The following is an 18,400-nucleotide window of genomic DNA, read 5'->3' on the forward strand; positions in this document are numbered from 1 at the left end:
CGTCACTCGCTTCGTAAGCTTTTGACCGGATTCATCAGGGCAGCTTTGATGGCCTGGAAACTGACCGTCAGTAGCGTTATAAGCAACGCACCAGCGCCCGCCAAAGCGAAAATCCACCACGACAACTCAGTGCGGTACGTGTAATTCTGCAGCCAGCCGCTCATGGAATAGAAGGCAGTCGGGATGGCGATCAGGCAGGCTACGATGACGAGCACCACAAAGTCTTTGGAAAGCATCTGCCACAGGCTGGCCACTGATGCGCCCAATATTTTACGGATGCCGATCTCTTTCGTCCGTTGCTCGGCGGTGAACGAGGCCAGACCAAACAGACCCAGGCAGGAGATCAAGACAGCCAGCGAGGCAAAGAAGCCGGCCAGTGTACCAATTCGTTCTTCGGCCGCAAACTTGGCAGCATACTCCTGATCGACGAATTTATACTCAAAAGGAGCTGAGGGAATGAGTTTTTTGAAGACGGCTTCAATCTTGAACAAGGCGTCGCTCGCGGTTACTTCTGGCCGAATCTTAATGTTGATCCAGCTTACTGACCCGTTGTGCCCTTTAATGTAGAAGACCGTAGGAATAATAGGTTCATAAGGCGACTCCATCACCATGTCTTTAATGACGCCCAGAATTCGGTACTGAATAGGTGGTTTGTTGTTCTCCCACCACCTCCAGGTGACCAGTTCACCGACCGCAGCGTCGGCTGCCGGATTGGCTAAGCCCATGTACCTGGCTGCTGCCTCATTGATAACCATGCCTAAGGAGTCACTGGCGTATTTTCGGGAGAAGTCCCGGCCCGCTACAAACTGCCAGCCAACTGTTTTCCCGTGTTCGTGAGTTACCGCCAGCGTACCAAAGCTTTCGTCTTTACGGGGGTCTTTCCCCTTCCACTCAAATCCGTTATTGCCTGAATAAACGTCTGTAACGGGTCCCATCGACTGCGACATTTCAGCCACTACGCCCGTGTTCTTCAGTTCACGTCTCAACACATCGTACTTACCGTAAAAATCATCAGACTTCATTGGCATCGTGATCAGACCTTCTCGCGAATAACCCACTGGTCGTTGCTTGGCGTACTGAATTTGTCGATAGACGATGATGGTGCTGATGATGAGCGTTACCGAAACGGTGAACTGAACGACGACCAGTACCCTACGGGGAACGGCCGCAAAACGCCCTACTCGGAACGTTCCCTTGAGCACTTTGACCGGCTGGAACGAGGATAGATACAATGCCGGATAACTACCCGCTAATAAACCAGTAATAAAAACGAAGGCCGTACTTGTCGCCCAGAACCAGCCATTGTTCCAGGGCATTACGATCTGCTTGGCGACCAGATTATTAAACCAGTTCAGCGAGACGGTAGTAAGAAACAGGGCCACCACCAGTGCGAGCATGGCTACTAAGAATGACTCGCTAAAAAACTGACTGATCAGTTGCCCACGTACCGACCCGACGGTTTTACGAATGCCCACTTCTTTCGCGCGTTTTTCGGAGCGGGCCGTGCTCAGGTTCATGAAATTGATACAGGCCAGGAGTAACACAAATCCACCAATAATGCCAACCAACCATACCATCTGCACTGGCCCTTTGTTGATCTGGCCCCTCTCGTAAGGAAACAAGTGCCACCGACTCATGGGATAGAGTAAAATCTGCGGTTTGCGCGCCGACTCTTCAGGCAAGTGAGCGATGTTGTTAAGTTCGGCATTTTTGATCCGTTCGGAGACCTGATCAAACGTCGAACCGGCTGGGATTTCCGCGTAGATTTTAATAAAATGATTACGCCAATTATCAATAGCTCTTTTTTCAATCCAGTCATTCTCTTGAAGGAAAAGTGCCCAGGTTGTTAGGAATCTGGTTTTATGAAATTCGGTATTCAGCGGAAGGTCTTCGTAGACGCCGGTCACTTTCACTTGCGTCTGGTTATTGAGCGTAATCACTTTGTTGAGCGGGTCGGCGTCGCCGAATAGCGCCCGAGCTGTTTGAGCAGAAATCAAGATTGCATTTGGGTCGTTCAGACCAGCCCGATTGCCATAGATCATTTTTAGGCTGAGCATCTCGGGGGCTTCCGGATCCATGAACTGCCCCGTGACGGACAGTTTGTTGTCGCCGGCCGCCAGAATCTTGTCTTGTTGAAATGACGCCCGTACCAGGTGCCTGAAGGTATCGCGGTACTTAGTTTTAAGCTCCGTTCCCAAGGGATAGACCATAGTCTGACCAACGCCAGTCTCACCCTCGTGAATTTGTTGTTTGACGACCTGCGCAATGCGGTCGTAGTTTTGGTGGTAATTGTTAAACGATAGCTCATCCCAGATCCAAAGACCATTGAGCATAGCCACCGCCATACCTACGGCCAGACCACCAATGTTAATGGCCGAATAACCTTTGTTTTTGGTGAGGTTACGCCAGGCGATTTTGATGTAATTACGTAGCATATCAGTAAATAAAGGATCAGGATATTCAGCTGGTTGTCGTCGAATAATAAAAGGTCGCATCAGGCTCAGCACATCGCGCCAGTAGCGCCACCGCGCCTGACGCAGCCCCTCCATCTCGACCCGCTGGTGAAACAGCTCGTCGAGGTCGCCCTCCAGCTCATCGAGTCGGTGCGGGGCGCAGAACCAGCGCAGCAGGCGTTGGGCTAAGGGCGGAGGGGCAGCACTCATACGATTACTCGCTACGTAATGACTTGACCGGATTAATTAGAGCGGCTTTAATGGCCTGAAAACTGACTGTCAACAAGACGATTACTATGGCCGAGCTTAGCGCGATAGTGAACGTATTAATGCCAATCGAAATGCGGTACGTGTACCCTTGAAGCCATTTATTCATAGCGTACCAGCCAATTGGTGCTCCAATGACAAACGCGATGACGGTTAGATAGATAAACTCTTTGGTAAGGAGTTGGACAATACTGGTTACGGAGGCTCCCAAGGTTTTTCGAATGCCAATCTCTTTTGTTCGTTGCTGAGCCGTGTAGGCAGCTAGTCCAAATAGTCCTAAACAGGCGATAAAGATTGTCAGCCCGGAAAAGAGACTAGTCAGAGTACCAACACGTTGTTCGTCAGCGAACTTGGCTTCATACGACTCGTCGGCGAACGTATAGGCAAATGGATACGCTGGATTATACTTTTTGAAGATTGCTTCGGTAGTTTCCAGGTTTCTGGCCAGCGTGTTAGCCGGATTTAACCGGATGCTTGTCCAACCGAGACCTATCGGACTACCCGGACCCGTAACAACAACCGGGTTAACGGGATCGTAAGGTGACGCAAATACGAAGTCCTTCACCACACCAACTATATGCCAATCGCGATCATGAAAGTGAATAGTTGTTCCAACCGGGTTTTTCAAATGCATCGTTTTGACGGCCGTTTCGTTCAGCATGACTGCCGTAGAATCCGTTGGATACTGACGAACGTTAATTTCCCGACCTGACAGCAACTTTGCACCTGTTGTTTTAAGGAAATTGGCGTCGGTGCCAAACCGGTCAAACTCGATATCCTTGTCGGCTTTGGTGCTGCCAGGCCAAGAAAGACCCCACTGACGAGAATTGATCTCGGTAAGAGGGCCAAGTGATCGGCTAACCGAAACAGCGGCTCCGCTACGGATCAGATCCTGTTGCAGCGCGTCGTAATGCGATGGCAAGTCGCCGTGCAGGAAGGAGAATAGAAGGTTATTTTGATCGTACCCACTTTCTCGGTTTTGACCGTACTGAATTTGTTGCTGAATAACCAGCGTGGCTATAATCAGGACAATAGCAAACGTAAACTGAAGAACGACCAGGCCTTTTCTGGGCGAAAACGTAGCCGTTACGGGCTGTAATGTTCCTTTCAGGACGCGTATAGGCTGGAAGTTCGCGAGATAAAAAGCCGGATAGCTTCCCGCTAGTATACCTGTAAGCAGAACAAACCCCAGCGCCGTGAGCCAGAAGTCAATCGAGCTAAACGGTAACGAGAGCTGTTTACCCGTTACGGTATTAAACAAGGGCATACAAAGCGCAATGAGCAGTAAGGCCACAATGCCAGCAAACAAGGCGAGCAACACGGATTCACTAATAAACTGAAAAATTAGAGAGCGTTTCTGGGCCCCAGCTACTTTTCGAATGCCAACTTCCTTTGCTCGTTTTTCACTACGGGCCGTGCTCAGATTAATGAAGTTGACAGCGGCAATGAGCAGAATAAACGCGGCAATCAGACCAAACAAACGAACGGTAACAATCTTGCCATCAACCAGGGAACCATTTTCCTGCTCCGAAAATAAGTGCCATTTCCTGGCCGGGTGGAGAAAAATCTGACGGTTCGACACATCATCCAGAACGCCTTTAAGGCGCTGAGCAGTGACGTGCTTAATTTTGTTCTCCGTGATAACCGGGTCTACCTCATCTTTCAGCAGAACAAACGTATACTCATTGTTCGAAGCCCAGTCGTCGGAACCCCAACCTGATGATATGAAATATGTATACGGGAGTAGATACGATACATGGCTGAATCGCGAATTGTTGGGTAGGTCATCCAGCACACCAGTTACCGAAAAGCTATCCTTATGGTCAACCTGAATGATTTTACCCAGCGCTTGAGTCGTTCCAAACAGTTTTTCGGCTAATGATTTAGTGATAACGATGCCAGCAGGCTCTGAGAGGGACGTTCGGGGATTGCCCGTTATAAAGGGTAAATCAAATAAATTCAGGAAGGCAGGTTCCGCAAATGCACCGTCGATACTCAGGTTTTTCTCATTAGTAGTCAGAATAAACGTAGTCGGTCGATACCGGGACGCATCTTCAATGTCGGCGTAGTCTTGTTTCAGGACTGGCGCTAAAGGGCGTGGGGTTGTTTCCCAAGCTTGTGTGATACCACTAAACTTGTCGCGGTTGTATACCTGAAAGAGACGATCAGTTTTGTTATAAAATCGATCATAGGTTAATTCACTCTGTATCCACAGAATGATAAGGGCCGAAGCCGCCATTCCCACAGCCAGCCCGGCAATATTGATAAACGTGTAGCTTTTGGCGCGAGCCAGATTTCGAAACGCGACGGTTAAATAATTACGGATCATGTCTGTATAGCTTGGGGTTGGATATTGCCGGTACGCTGGATCGTTTGATTGTCGTCTCATTAGTGAAGGCCGCATCAAGCTTGCTACGTCACGCCAGTAGCGCCACCGCGCCTGACGCAGCCCCTCCATCTCGACCCGTTGCTGGAACAGCTCGTCGAGGTCGTCTTCCAGCTCGTCGAGCCGTTGCGGGGCGCAGAACAAGCGCAGCAGGCGCGTGGCCCAGCGCGGGGGTGAAGGTCTGACCGACGCCATCGTTACTCGCTTCGTAAGCTTTTGACCGGATCTAACAAGGCGGCTTTAATAGCCTGGAAGCTCACGGTCAGCAGCGTAATGACCAACGCGCCAGCGCCCGTTAAGGCGAAGACCCACCAGGTTACGTCGGTACGGTACTCATACTGCGCCAGCCAGTTGTTGAGAAAATACCAGGCAATGGGCGTAGCAATTAGGAACGCAATCAGCACCAGTACGACAAAGTCTTTCGACAGGAGACGCCAGACGTTGAACACCGACGCCCCCAGCACTTTGCGGATACCGATTTCTTTAGTGCGCTGTTCGGCAACAAAAGAGGCTAAGCCAAACAGGCCCAGGCAGGAGATAAAGATGGCCAGACTGGCAAAGAGACTGGACAGTGTGCCAATACGTTCCTCGCTCCGAAACTTCTGATCGTACTCCTGATCCACAAACGTGTAGTTGAAGGGCGCTTCGGGCAGGTGTTCCTTCAGCACCGCGTTAATGGCAGCCAGGGCCGCCTGTGGACTGCGCTCCGGATTCAGCCGCATGGTCAGGAATTTGCCGGGGTTATTGTCGATAAAAAAGAGGGTCGGTTTGGCCGGTTCGTAGGGTGAATCCATCACCATGTCCTTGATCACGCCGATGACGTGAAAACGGACATTGAAATCACTGCCACTCCAGGTGATGGTTTTCCCGACGACATCCTGCATGCCCATAAACGCCACGGCAGATTCGTTCAGCACGACGCCCATTGAGTCGGAGGCCAGTTGCCGGGAGAAATCGCGCCCTTCTTTGAACTGCCACCCTACGGCCCTGCCGAATTCGTGCGATATGCCAATTGTCCCGAAATTAACCTGCAATGTGGGGTCTTTGCCTGCCCAGTCAAATCCGCCGTTGGTCGAACGAACTTCGGTCAGCGGACTCGCCGATTCGCCCACCTCAAGCACAGCCCCTGATTTAATCAGCTCGTTTCGCACGGTCTCCCGGTGCCGTTCGTAATGAGGAACGTTCAGAAGCAATGAAACCAGGCCGTTTCGACTGTAGCCAATGGGGCGGTTCTTCGCGTGTTGAATCTGCCGATATACAATCAGGGTACCAATGATGAGCGTAATCGATACCGTAAATTGCATAACGACCAACGCCCGGCGGGAAACAGCAACGCCCTTGTTTGCCCGGAACGTACCTTTCAGGACAGATACGGGACGGAACGACGACAGGTAAAGCGCTGGATAACTCCCCGCAATCAGGCCCGTAAGCACCGTGAATCCCAAGCCAGACAGCCAGAAAAGCGGGGTGTTGACCGGAACGGTCATGTGCTTGTCAGCCACCTCGTTGAAGAGCGGAATCGCCAGGTAGGTAAGCCCAATTGATGCGCCATAAGCCATGGTAACGACCAGCAGCGACTCGCTGAAAAACTGAACGATTAGCTCCTTGCGCCGGGAGCCGATTGCTTTTCGGACACCCACTTCTTTGGCCCGATTGACGGAGCGGGCTGTTGACAGGTTCATGAAGTTGATGCAGGCCAGCAACAGCACGAATACCCCGATGATACCAAATAACCAGACGAACTGAATCCGTCCGCCCACATTAACGCCGTTTTTCCAGTCCGAATACAGATGCCAGCGCGCCATCGGATAAAGAACGACTTCTGGTTTTTGAGGAGATAGTGTTCGTGTATTATCGGCTAACAGGTTCCTGATTTTTGCTGACACATCCGCTGCTGTAACCTGCGGAGCGAGTTCAACGAAAATCTCAAACGACGTATTGGTCCAGTCGTCTTTGGCTTCATCTACCCAGGGCGTTGCAGCAGCATAGAGGTCCCAGGGCGCAATGAACTGAACGTCGTCAAAGCTGTTTCCGCTGGGTATGTCCTCGTAGACACCCGTAACGTTAACCGTCATCGTATTGTCGAGGGTCAATGTCTTATTCAGTGGGTTTGTATCCCCGAACAAAGCCTTTGCCAGCGACGCGGATAGCAATATGGATGCTGGTTCTTTTAACCCATCCCGGCTGCCTTTCAGCATCGTTAATGATAGCATCTCGGGCGCTCCGGGCGTCATGAATTTGCCGCTCTTCGAAAAGACCTGGTTTTTCAGCGTAATGGTATGCCAACTGGTCCACCAGGCTAATACTACCTCTTCAAAAGCATCGCCGTAGGTAGCTGTAAGCGTTTGAGCCAGCGGAATTGGCAAGCCTGCTCGGGTATCCGTTTCGCCGTTGACCGTTCGGTTCCGCATCAACTGTGCAATCCGGTCATAGTTCTGGTATGATCTATTGACCGACAGTTCATCATAAAGCCAGAGGCCAATCAGCATAGCCACCGCCATTCCCACGGCCAACCCACTGATGTTGATGAAGGAGTACACCCGATTTCTGGCCAGGTTGCGGAGGGCGATTTTGAGATAATTACGTAGCATGTCCATAGTACGTGGGTTTGGATACTCATTTTTTTGTCGTTTGATGATGAAGGGCCGCATCAGGCTCAGCACATCCCGGCAGTAGCGCCACCGCGCCCGACGCAATCCCACCGTTTCGACCCGCTGCTGGAACAGCTCGTTCAGGTCGTCTTCCAGCTCGTCGAGCAGGTGCGGGGCGCAGAACCAACGCAGCAGGCGCGTGGCAAGTCCAGGTGGTGACTTAAGAGCGGAGCGCATAGACTTATTCGCTGCGTAACGATTTAACCGGGTTGACTAAAGCCGCCCTGATGGCCTGATAGCTGACGGTTAGTAAGGTAATCAGCAGCGCACCCGCGCCTGAAACCGCGAAAATCCACCAAGCCAGTTCCGTGTGGTATTGATACTTCTGTAGCCAGCCGTTCAGGAAGTAACGGGCAATGAACGTGGAGATACCAAAGGCGATTATTACCAGGATCACAAAGTCTTTCGAGAGCAGCAGCCACAAATTAGTTACCGAAGCGCCCAGCACTTTCCGCACGCCAATTTCTTTGGTCCGTTGTTCGGCGATAAACGAGGCTAAGCCAAACAGCCCCAGGCAACTAATCAGAATAGCGAGAATAGCGAAGCTCGAAGCCAGTTTGCCAATCCGTTCTTCGGCGGCAAATTTTAAGGCGTATTGCTGATCCGTGAACTTGTAATCGAACGGGCTGCCGGGATTGAATTTACGGAATACACCCTCAATGTTAGCCAGTGACTCGCTGGCGCTGCGGTTAGGATTGAGCTTGATGTTGATGACGTTGGCCCAGCCATAATCCAGCATATAAACCGTCTGGTAAATCGGCTCGAAGGGCGAGCCCATGAGCATATCCTTGATGACCCCGACTACCCGGAATGACCTATCGTTCCATTTAATCTGCTTGCCTACCGGGTCTTTCAGGCCCATGTACCGAACAGCCGTTTGGTTGAGCACTATGCCCGACGAATCGGTGGCAAACTGCCGCGATAAGTCTCTGCCCTGCACAAACTGCCAGCCCACCGTTTTGCCGAAATCGTGCGAAACGGCAACGGTACCGAAGCTCGCCTTCAAGGCCGGATCTTTGCCTTCCCAGGTGAAGCCGCCGTTCCGCGAGTTCAGATTCGTTGTCGGGGTTGATGAGGTCGACATATCAACAGCCGCCCCGGTTTGAATCAGGGCGTCGCGGAGTGCGTTGTAATGCTGATACAGTTCCGGCGTGTTCATCGCCACGGTAATCAGGCCACTCCGGTCATACCCAACCGGACGGTTTTTAGCGTGCTGAATCTGACGGAACACGATGATCGTTCCGATAATTAAGGTGACCGATACCGTAAACTGCACCACCACCAGCACCTGCCGCGGTACCGAGGCAAACCGCCCCACCCGAAATGTACCTTTTAAGACTTTAACCGCTTGGAACGACGATAAGTAAAAGGCAGGATAGCTACCCGCAATGAGACCCGTTACCAAACTAAACCCGATGCCGCAGAGCCAGAAGACCGGATTCGCCCATAAAATACCGATTTGCTTATCGGCCACCTCGTTGAAAACGGGTAAGACGAGTAGCACCAGCAGAATGGATAGAACAAACGCAAAGGCAACGACCAGCAACGACTCGCTAAAAAACTGCGCAATCAACTGACTACGTACTGAACCGACGGCTTTGCGGATGCCGACTTCTTTGGCGCGTTTCTCGCTTCGGGCGGTGCTAAGGTTCATAAAATTGATGCACGCCAGGAGCAACACGAAGACCCCGATGATGCCGAACAGCCACACGTACTGAATCCGCCCGTCGCTATTCCCCGCTTTATCCCAGCCGGTGTAGAGGTGCCATTCGCGCATGGGCTGCAGATAGACTTTTGGTTTGAGAAACGCTACTTCCGGCGTATGTTTCAGCCGAATGTCTTTGATTTTTGCCGATACGGCCTCGAACGTAGTATTCGGCGCAATCTGCACCAGCACCTGCCAGGAATTATTGCCCCATTCTACGTTGTCCTGCGCCCGCTTCACCCATTCCTGCGACGATGCATAAAGGTCCCAGGGGGCAATAAATTTCAGATCCCAATATTCGGTGTTGTACGGAAAATCTTCGTAAACGCCCGTCACCTTGACATCCAGCCGGTTATCAATTTTCACCATCTTGCCTACCGGATCAGTCTCGCCAAACAGGGCTTCAGCCGTCGACTCCGATAGCAAAATTGAGTTCTGGTCTTTTAAACCAGCCCGCGTGCCGCTAAGCATGTTCAGCGTGAGCATATCGGGCGCACCGGCACTCATATAACTACCGGTTTTAGTCAGTTTTTTGTCGCCGTAGGCCAGGATGTGATCATTATTGCCATCATAAGACAGCATGACGACGTGCGAAAAATTTTCGCCGTAAACGTTCCTCAGTTCAGGCCCCATGGGAGCCGGGTTATAGCCACTGTGAAACACCTCTCCCTCGAAGGTTCCGGTTTGCATGACCTTGGCAATGCGGTTGTAGTTCTGGAAATACCGGTCAAATGAGAGTTCGTCGTATATCCAGAGGCCAATCAACATGGCCACCGCCATTCCCACGGCCAGCCCACTGATGTTGATGAAGGAGTACACCCGATTTCTGGCCAGGTTGCGGAGGGCGATTTTGAGATAATTACGTAGCATGTCCATAGTACGTGGGTTTGGGTACTCATTTGGTTGTCGTCTGATGATGAAGGGCCGTATCAGGCTCAGCACATCCCGGCAGTAGCGCCACCGCGCCCGACGCAATCCCACCGTTTCGACCCGCTGGTGGAACAGTTCGTTCAGGTCGTCTTCCAGCTCGTTGAGCCGGTGTGGAGCGCAGAACCAGCGCAGCAGGCGTTGGGCTAATTGGGGCGGGGATGCAGTTGACTTGCTCATGACCAGGCGGTTTTTGGGATGGCCTCCCACATCTGGCTCCGCAACTCCCGTACTTCTTCAAGGGCTCGCCGACCCGCATTGGTGACCGTATAGAGCCGCTTCCGTCGACCACCCCGTTCGGCTGATATGCCGCCCATCTCCGACCGGACCAGCCCTTTTTCCTGAAGGCGGTTCAATGCCGAATGCACCGCGCCCAGGTTGACCGACCGGTTCATCTGCTGCTCAATCTCGTTGACAACGGCGGCTCCGTACGCATCGCCCGCCCGGATCGCCACAGCCAGCAACACTACCTCCTCGAACTCGCCTAAGTAAGTTCCCTTCATGCCCGAATATTAGTTGTGTAAATGTATAACAAATGGCCTGCCAGATTAACGAAAAGGCCATTCCAGTGCTGGAATGGCCTTTCTGCCAATGAGTTTATGCAGGCACCTGTCCAGAAACGGACACTGTTTGTACGCTGGTGGACAGGGTTGCTCTGGTCAGGCGTCTACCGTTGCAGTACGTCGTCGATGAAGCCGTATTCCCTGGCTTCGTCGGCTTTCATCCAGTGGTCGCGGTCGGCTTTGCGTTCGAGTTCGTCGACTGGCCGCCCGGTATGGTGAGCCATAATTTCGTACAGTTCGGTCCGTAGTTTTACGATTTCGCGGGCCGTAATTTCAATGTCTACGGATTGCCCCTGGGCTCCACCGTGCGGCTGGTGAATCATCACGCGGGCGTGGGGGAGGGCCGACCGCTTGCCCGAAGCACCGGCGCATAACAGTACCGCCCCGAAGGACAGGGCAATGCCGGTGCAGATGGTCGCTACGTCGGGACGAACGTACTGCATGGTGTCGTAAATGCCCAGTCCGGCGTAGACCGACCCTCCCGGACTGTTGATGTACATCAGGATGTCTTTTTTCGCATCGGCCGACTCCAGGAACAGCAACTGGGCGATGATGATGTTGGCGATGTTGTCGTCGACGGCCGCCCCCATGAACACAATCCGGTCAGCCATCAGGCGTGAGAAGACATCGACCTCCCGGAAGTTCATCGGACGTTCTTCGATGACGGCCCGCGTCATGTTTTCGACTTGATGCAAGTAGCGATCAACGGTTAGGCCGTTCAGGTGTTGGTGGTGCACGGCGAACCGCCGGAACTCGCTTCGGCTAAGCTCTGGATAATACATAAGACAGGGGAATAAGTATGGGATGAAAACTTGATGCTTCAGACAGGCGGTTGAAAAAGGCAATACAAAGCCGGATGGCTTGTTTATAGCCATTTAAAAACGCCGATGAATTAACTGATTTATCCGGGGGAACTAACCGAACAGACGAACGTGGATAGCTTCCAGTTCGGCGCGAAGCTGTCGGCGGCCAAACAGACGTAACGCCCTATACGCCAGCTGCTGCCCGGCCAGTTTCTGCTGTAGGTCCCGGTCCCACAGCAAACGAACCGCTACGTCGAGCTGCTGCTCTTCGGGTAGTGTGCCTTCGGCGTACGCTTCCAGCAGGTGAACTTCTTCCAGGAGGGGACGCATAGACTTTATGATTTAAACTGCTCGATGGTCAGATGGCTCACGGCACGGCGTAAGCGTTCCAGGCACTTAAACTTCTGAACGGTGGCCGACCGAACGCTCCGGTACCCATGCTCCGTGGCAATCTGCTCCAGACGCTGACCGAAATAGTAAAAGCTAACCAGAATCGATTTACAGGTTTCGCCCAGTTGTTCAACGAAGGCCATCAGCGATGCCGTCGGTGGCTCAGCGTCAGGTGTGGGGTCTTCGGCCAGGTCGGCGTGGGTATCCGTCAACGCGGTCTGGCGGGCTCGTTTTGCCAGCTCCTGCCGCCAGAGGTTTTTGCAAATGCCCATCAGATACGTAGTCACCGACGCAGTTAACGTAAGCTGCTCGAACACCACCTTTTCGTAGTACGTAATCAGCGCTTCCTGAACGAGGTCTTTGGCGTCGTCGTCGGAACCACCGTGTTCCCGGACGTAATGACGCACCATTGGGTACGTCTTCGCATAGATCCGTTCCAGCGTTTGTGCCCGGTCGGTCAGCAGGGCGGCTTCCATTGATCGGCTTTGTGTCGAAACCATACGCTTTTTACAGGTTAATCGGAATCAGGCGCAACTATCACCCATGAACAGGAAAAATAAGATGCAGATTCTTCCGGTGCAACCGAATCCTCTCTGCTTGCATCTTAACGGAAAAGATAGACCAATGAACGCTACCTTCTTTCGATCATTTGCCATTGCGGCCGGTGTAATGCTGGCTTTGTTGTATTCATCAGACGTTACAGGCCAGCCGGGTATCAACGGCGGTAAACCCATCATTACGTATAACACGTACGGACCGGTATCTATCCAGACGCAGTCGCCACCGTCGTTTCCAGGCGGGGAGGAGAAACTCGAAGCGTTTGTGCTGAGGAGCGTTGAGGACGCCGAAGACCCAATCAAGCTACCCCGAAAAGTGTGGCTGACGGCCAGTATTAACAAGGACGGTAAGGTAATTAGCCTGGTGCCGACCTACGACGGTGACCCAGCTTTAAAGCGTGGAATGGAGCGGATTGCTAAAGCAATGCCCCAATGGAATCCGGGTCTGATCAACGGCAAAGGCGTGGAGACCCAGTTTCAGTTTCTGGTTAGACGGTAACAGATCATTGTGTTGTCAGCGTTAAGAAGTTGACAACACAAAACGAACTTTGAACAGCAACTTGTGTCGCAATGACCGTTGACAGACGAGCATTCGCTTCGCTGGTTGATCATTGCCCTTTACCGAATAAACGGACGTATTGACTCCCACACAGCGGGGAAGTTGCAGAAGATAACCACATGCGGGCAGCCGGGAATGATACTGAGCTGGCTTCGGGGAATGAGTTTGGCGGCCGTTGTCACCCGATCAATCGTATGGTAAGTATCGCTATCTCCGCTCATGACCAACACCGGACATTTGATTTTTTCAAACGTTTCAGCACTTATGTAATCGTCGTTGTACAGCTTGTTGAGCATCGACAGGCTCTCGCCCCAGCGTTCCGGCTCCGGCATGAGGGCTTTCCGGCTTTCGAAAAGAGTCCTGGCCTGACCCATCAGCATGTCGGGCGAATAGGTAAACGTATTAGTGCGGGAACCCTTCGGCGTATCGCCCGCACCAATCGCGATGAGCTTCCTGACCGCCTGAGGATATAAAGCCGCCAGTTTATACCCCGCAAACGCTCCGTCACTGAACCCTAACACCAGCACACTATCCTGCGTAAGGCTTCGGATCAGTTTGTAAGCATCTTCGGCGCGTTGCTGCCAGGTGTAGGGTTGCGAGCCGATCTGAGACTTGCCATGGCCTCGGGTTGCTAAACAAATGACCTGATGGGTTTGGGAAAGCCTGGCGATCAACGGCTCAAATTCACTGATATAGCCGTAAACTCCGCCATGCAGCAATAGGATCGGCTTCCCTTTGCCGTACACTTCGTAGTAAAGCCTGGCGTCGCCCACGTCGATGTATCGGCCGGCACGTGGGTTATTGCCATACGGAATTTTATCGTCCTGCGTAGAGAGAAGCCCAGTTGCTCCAGCCCGGTTAAACGCGAAAGAAGCTACCAGACATAAACCCATCAATAGGGAACGGTTTAGAAAAAAATACTTGAGGTGCATAGCTGTTTGAGGATGTTGGTCAGGGTATGGTTGGTTATCTATCAGCCGCCAAGTAACACGTATAATGCCTGAAATACGTTATTTTCACCTGTCCAAGTTTACGTCAAATTTGTTCAATCGGGTCTGATACGTGAAGTATGCTTAAAAATTCGGAAGAAGAGTCGCTGCGTCAGTGTCTTCGGTTAATCGAAGCGCAGTTAGGCTGGGGGGATGGCACCGGCTGGACGCAGTACGACTTTGAAACGCTCAGCGAAGCCATTCAGGAGCGGACTCAGGTGCGGCTTAGCGTGACTACGCTCAAACGAGTCTGGGGGAAGATCAGATACGACAGCGCGCCCACACTGACCACCCTGAACACGCTGGCCCGGTTTGCCGGGTACCCCGACTGGCGTGGCTTCAAACAGCGCCAGTCAGAACCGACTCACTACGTCTATGATGCGGACGTGGCTGCGGAGGAACCCGTCGTGAACTACCCAATTCCTGACAAAGAACCGGACGTATCGACCCGCCGTTTGTTCCGGCGCTACTGGCTAGTGCTGGGCCTGGGGCTGGTAGTGGCAGGATGCCTGTTTATTGCATTCAAAGAAAAGTCAGGCGCAATTACCATCAACCCAAATCAGTTTGCGTTCAGGGCCAATAAAATGACTACGGTTGGTGTACCAAATTCGGTCGTGTTTAACTACGATGCTCGGGCGGCCAGAACGGACTCGGTGTTCATCGTCCAAACCTGGGATATCAGACGAAAAACCTTAATGGCCAAGGATAAGCATGCGCATTCCGCGATGTACTATTATCCCGGTTTCTTTCGAACCAAACTGATTGTCGACGGGCAGGTTGCCAAAACGCACGACCTGTGTATCAACACCGACGGCTGGCTCGGGCTGGTTGAAACCGAACCCGTACCGCTTTACTTCAAAAAAACGGATTACCTGAAGAACGACCGGGTCGAGATTGATGCCAGTACGTTGCAGGCATACAATCTGCCTCTGCATCCCCGAGCCCCCAAAGTGCGGTTCTTCAATCAACGGGAAATGGGGGATCTCATGAGCGATACCTTCGTTTTTGAAACCTCGCTGAAAACGGATTTCAAGGACGGAGCCGGTGCTTGTCAGAAGGTGGAAGTGTTGATTCAGTGCAAAGACGACATCATTAGTATTCCTTTGTCGGTTAAGACGTGCATTGGTGAAATGAACCTGTATTTCTGCGGGAAGAACATCAGCAGCAGAGACGCGGATTTATCGGGTTTTGGATGTGACCTGACCCAATGGACTACCTTACGGGTAGAAGCTAAAAACAAGCAGGTGGCTATCTACGTGAACGGGACGAAAGCGCAATCGTTTACGTTCCCCAATCAGGCCACGGGTATCGTCGGGTTGCAGTACCGGTTTGACGGCTTGGGAGCCGTAAAAGATACCTGGTTTCAAGATAAGGGGGGTATCACCCGGTTGTGAAATGGGCAGAAGCCCCTGACTGTCAAAGCAGCAGGGGCAATGTTTGCCAGAAACAGGTATGCCTACTCCGAACGCAAACTTTTCACCGGGTTCATCAAAGCCGCTTTGATACTCTGGAAGCTGACCGTCAGCAGGGCGATACCAATGGCCAGCGAACCCGCCCCGGCAAACACCCACCACTCAATCTCGATCTTGTAGGCAAAATCCTGCAACCACTGATTCATTGCCCACCAGGCCAGCGGGGAGGCAACAAGGATGGCAATAATGACCAGTTTCAGGAAATCTCCGGACAGCAGGGCCACGATGCTGGTTACGGAAGCCCCCAGGACTTTGCGAATACCGATTTCTTTCGTACGCTGTTCCGTAGTGAAGGTAGTCAGGGCAAATAGGCCCAGACAGGCGATGAAAATGGCCAGGCCAGCGAAAATACTGACGAGCGTAGACAAACGTTGTTCCGTCTGGTACTGGCGGTTAAAGTCCTCATCCAGAAAATAATAATCAAAATCATAGCCGGGAAAACGAGTTTGCCAGAACTGTTCAATCCGCGCTACGGAGTTATGCACGTCGCCGGCACCCAGTCGAATGGCCAAATAGCGGTACGTATAGGCCGGGGTGATGAAGGTCAGAATGGGGGCAATTTTCTGCTGCAACCCGTGCTGATGAAAGTCTTTGATGACACCCACCACCTGCCCGTTTTCCAGTCCTGGTGTGCCAATTCCTTTGCCAACCGCTTCGTCGGGTTTCCAGCCGATGGCTTTACAGGCGGCTTCGTTCAGTAATACGGCATGACCGGCATCGGTGGTAAACTGGGTTGAGTAGTCGCGACCGGTACGGATAGTCAGGCCAAGCGTTTTGACGTAATCGTGGTCGACGGGAATGACTTCGAGCGAAAACGCCTGCTCACGCGGTCGTCCTTGTGGGTAGACCATCTGACCATTCCAGCCGTCGCGGCCGGGAAGCGCCGAAACCCCCGTTACAGCCTGTACGTTAGGTAAGGAAGCTACCTGCTGCTTAATCGTCTCGTAGTTGTTGATGAAATCCAGCCGGGGCAGCTTCCGAAGCTCAATCGTCAGAACGCGTTCTTTGTTGAAGCCGAGCTGCTGACCCTGCATAAACTGCAACTGCCGAACCACTACGATGGTGCCGACGATCAGGCCCAGTGAGATACAAAACTGGAACACCACTAATCCGCGTCGCAGCCAGGCGCCTTTGGTCCTGGCCACCCGACCTTTCAACGTTTCGACCGGCCGGAACCGCGCCAGCAGCAGGGCGGGGTACCAGCCCGCGAGCAGACCCGTCATAAACAGAAAAACAACGCCAATGCCTATCGTTATGGGATGAATCAGAATGCTGATCGGAATGGCTCTGTCAGTCAGGTGATTCAGGGCCGGTAGCGCGGCTGCCATCATCAGGACCGCCAGAAAGCCGGCTAAATAGGCCAGCAAAAGCGATTCGCCCAGAAACTGTCCGATCAGCGATGAGTAAGCCGCGCCGATCGCTTTTCGGATACCGACTTCTTTGGCCCGTTCGCCCTGATGAGCCGTCGTCAGGTTAATGAAGTTGATACCAGCCAACAATAACAGAAACAACCCAATGACACCCAGTACGTAAAGCTGTTTAGCACTGCCATACGACCGGTTGTTAGCCCCGCCCAGATCGGGCATCCCAAACGAATGCAGATAAATCCAGGGAAGCGGTTCCAGCGAGTGCGTTACGTACATCCCGTTGTTGCGATACTCCTGGCCGTTGTGTTTCATCGGTAAAGCGGCAATTTTCTTCTCTGCTGTCACCGGGTCGGCCTGCTCCGGAAGCAGCACATAACAGTATTCATCCCAGGTAAACCATTGTCCATCCTCGTTGCCATTCATGGCGTAGAAAGTCGGCAGGGACAGCAGCAGTTTGAAATCGATATGCGATGGCTGCGGGTCGGCGGTAACACCCGTAACCCTGAATGGTAGGGTATCCTGAAGCATCAGGGTCTTTCCCAGCACAGCGGTAGTTCCGAAGTATTTGCGGGCTGTACTCTCTGTCAAAACCACCGTGTACGGATCGCGTAGGGCAGTTTGAGGGTTACCTGCGATCAACGGAAACGAGAACGTAGTCAGGAAGTCGTTGCCGACGAATAGTTCCTTGTCAAAGAAATAGCGGTTGTTTTGTTTGATAGAGAAGTTAGCCCGTCGCACAGGGATGACGGCTTCGACATCGGGTACTTCCTGCCGGATTGTTTCAGCCACGGGGCGCCCTACCGTATTGGAAGCCATCGTTGCCTCCCCTTTCTCGACGGTGTTGGTAACGACCCGGTATATCCGGTTGCCTTTTTCATGAAACCGGTCGACCCGCCATTCGGTGAAAATGTACAGGGCTATCAATCCGCAGGCTGCTAGGCCAACGGACAGGCCCGACAGGTTGGTAAAGGTGTATACCTTGTTTTTAGCCAGCGAACGAATTGCGACTTTTAAATAATTACGTATCATGGTAAAAGTTGAAGGACTTGGATACTCACTCTTTTCCCGTTTGATGACATAAGGCCTGACAAAGCCCAGCACCTCGCGCCAGTAGCGCCATCTGGCCCGGCGCTCACCCACGCGCTCGACCTGATACGCAAACTCCTCGTGCAGGTCACCTTGTAAGGTTTCCAGCAAGTGCGGAGCTACAAACCATTCCAACAAGCAGTCGGCGAAGCGCGGAGGGGTAGGGCGGTCCGGCGATCGGGCGGGGGGCTTGGGGTTCATTGCAAAGGGTTTAGGGCTAGGGGC

General features: G+C 52.6%; 12 protein-coding genes. 2 read left to right on the forward strand and 10 right to left on the reverse strand.

What is annotated here, in order from left to right:
• Positions 1-2: 2 nt before the first annotated feature.
• From DYU11_RS18125 to DYU11_RS18160, 8 genes are all read right to left on the reverse strand, one after another.
• On the reverse strand, positions 3-2,663 hold the full coding sequence (locus tag DYU11_RS18125; protein WP_119669116.1) for a permease prefix domain 2-containing transporter: 2,661 nt from the start codon (positions 2,661-2,663) through the stop codon (positions 3-5).
• A gap of 4 nt (positions 2,664-2,667) precedes the next feature.
• The gene (locus DYU11_RS18130; protein WP_119669117.1) at positions 2,668-5,301 is read right to left on the reverse strand and encodes an ABC transporter permease; all 2,634 of its coding nucleotides are present in this window, start codon (positions 5,299-5,301) and stop codon (positions 2,668-2,670) included.
• Positions 5,302-5,303: 2 nt separating this feature from the next.
• Complete coding sequence (locus DYU11_RS18135; protein ID WP_119669118.1) at positions 5,304-7,934, reverse strand: ABC transporter permease; 2,631 nt, start codon at positions 7,932-7,934, stop codon at positions 5,304-5,306.
• Positions 7,935-7,938: 4 nt separating this feature from the next.
• Positions 7,939-10,569, reverse strand: coding sequence for an ABC transporter permease (locus tag DYU11_RS18140; protein ID WP_119669119.1), 2,631 nt, complete (start codon positions 10,567-10,569; stop codon positions 7,939-7,941).
• Positions 10,566-10,892: a PadR family transcriptional regulator gene (locus DYU11_RS18145; protein ID WP_119669120.1), complete on the reverse strand. Its 327-nt coding sequence runs from the start codon at positions 10,890-10,892 to the stop codon at positions 10,566-10,568. The genes DYU11_RS18140 and DYU11_RS18145 overlap by 4 nt, the downstream gene beginning before the upstream one ends.
• Before the next feature lie 164 nt (positions 10,893-11,056).
• Complete coding sequence (locus tag DYU11_RS18150; protein WP_119669121.1) at positions 11,057-11,734, reverse strand: ClpP family protease; 678 nt, start codon at positions 11,732-11,734, stop codon at positions 11,057-11,059.
• 132 nt (positions 11,735-11,866) lie between these two features.
• The gene (locus tag DYU11_RS18155) at positions 11,867-12,085 is read right to left on the reverse strand and encodes a hypothetical protein (RefSeq protein ID WP_119669122.1); all 219 of its coding nucleotides are present in this window, start codon (positions 12,083-12,085) and stop codon (positions 11,867-11,869) included.
• 5 nt (positions 12,086-12,090) lie between these two features.
• Positions 12,091-12,645: an RNA polymerase sigma factor gene (locus DYU11_RS18160; RefSeq protein WP_119669123.1), complete on the reverse strand. Its 555-nt coding sequence runs from the start codon at positions 12,643-12,645 to the stop codon at positions 12,091-12,093.
• A 124-nt stretch (positions 12,646-12,769) separates the two neighbouring features.
• Between DYU11_RS18160 and DYU11_RS18165 the strand changes: the two genes are divergently transcribed.
• Positions 12,770-13,201, forward strand: coding sequence for a hypothetical protein (locus DYU11_RS18165; RefSeq protein ID WP_119669124.1), 432 nt, complete (start codon positions 12,770-12,772; stop codon positions 13,199-13,201).
• 119 nt (positions 13,202-13,320) lie between these two features.
• On the opposite strand, the gene DYU11_RS18170 is transcribed toward DYU11_RS18165, so the two are convergent.
• A complete protein-coding gene (locus DYU11_RS18170) occupies positions 13,321-14,193 on the reverse strand; it encodes an alpha/beta fold hydrolase (protein ID WP_119669125.1) in 873 nt (290 codons plus the stop codon).
• A gap of 137 nt (positions 14,194-14,330) precedes the next feature.
• On the opposite strand from DYU11_RS18170, the gene DYU11_RS18175 reads away from it, so the two are divergent.
• Positions 14,331-15,644: a hypothetical protein gene (locus tag DYU11_RS18175; RefSeq protein ID WP_119669126.1), complete on the forward strand. Its 1,314-nt coding sequence runs from the start codon at positions 14,331-14,333 to the stop codon at positions 15,642-15,644.
• A gap of 62 nt (positions 15,645-15,706) precedes the next feature.
• On the opposite strand, the gene DYU11_RS18180 is transcribed toward DYU11_RS18175, so the two are convergent.
• Positions 15,707-18,376, reverse strand: a complete 2,670-nt coding sequence (locus DYU11_RS18180) for a permease prefix domain 2-containing transporter (RefSeq protein ID WP_119669127.1) — start codon at positions 18,374-18,376, stop codon at positions 15,707-15,709.
• Between the last annotated feature and the right edge of the window lie 24 nt (positions 18,377-18,400).

It is taken from the genome of Fibrisoma montanum (genome assembly GCF_003583365.1).
Taxonomy (GTDB): domain Bacteria; phylum Bacteroidota; class Bacteroidia; order Cytophagales; family Spirosomataceae; genus Fibrisoma; species Fibrisoma montanum.

What these genes read in the sequence shown, in the direction of transcription:
- DYU11_RS18125 (WP_119669116.1), bottom strand. Translation starts at nt 2,663, where the DNA reads ATGAGTGCTGCCCCTCCGCCCTTAGCCCAACGCCTGCTGCGCTGGTTC.
- DYU11_RS18180 (WP_119669127.1), bottom strand. Translation starts at nt 18,376, where the DNA reads ATGAACCCCAAGCCCCCCGCCCGATCGCCGGACCGCCCTACCCCTCCG.
- DYU11_RS18170 (WP_119669125.1), bottom strand. Translation starts at nt 14,193, where the DNA reads ATGCACCTCAAGTATTTTTTTCTAAACCGTTCCCTATTGATGGGTTTA.
- DYU11_RS18155 (WP_119669122.1), bottom strand. Translation starts at nt 12,085, where the DNA reads ATGCGTCCCCTCCTGGAAGAAGTTCACCTGCTGGAAGCGTACGCCGAA.
- DYU11_RS18145 (WP_119669120.1), bottom strand. Translation starts at nt 10,892, where the DNA reads ATGAAGGGAACTTACTTAGGCGAGTTCGAGGAGGTAGTGTTGCTGGCT.
- DYU11_RS18175 (WP_119669126.1), top strand. Translation starts at nt 14,331, where the DNA reads ATGCTTAAAAATTCGGAAGAAGAGTCGCTGCGTCAGTGTCTTCGGTTA.
- DYU11_RS18135 (WP_119669118.1), bottom strand. Translation starts at nt 7,934, where the DNA reads ATGCGCTCCGCTCTTAAGTCACCACCTGGACTTGCCACGCGCCTGCTG.
- DYU11_RS18140 (WP_119669119.1), bottom strand. Translation starts at nt 10,569, where the DNA reads ATGAGCAAGTCAACTGCATCCCCGCCCCAATTAGCCCAACGCCTGCTG.
- DYU11_RS18160 (WP_119669123.1), bottom strand. Translation starts at nt 12,645, where the DNA reads ATGGTTTCGACACAAAGCCGATCAATGGAAGCCGCCCTGCTGACCGAC.
- DYU11_RS18150 (WP_119669121.1), bottom strand. Translation starts at nt 11,734, where the DNA reads ATGTATTATCCAGAGCTTAGCCGAAGCGAGTTCCGGCGGTTCGCCGTG.
- DYU11_RS18130 (WP_119669117.1), bottom strand. Translation starts at nt 5,301, where the DNA reads ATGGCGTCGGTCAGACCTTCACCCCCGCGCTGGGCCACGCGCCTGCTG.
- DYU11_RS18165 (WP_119669124.1), top strand. Translation starts at nt 12,770, where the DNA reads ATGAACGCTACCTTCTTTCGATCATTTGCCATTGCGGCCGGTGTAATG.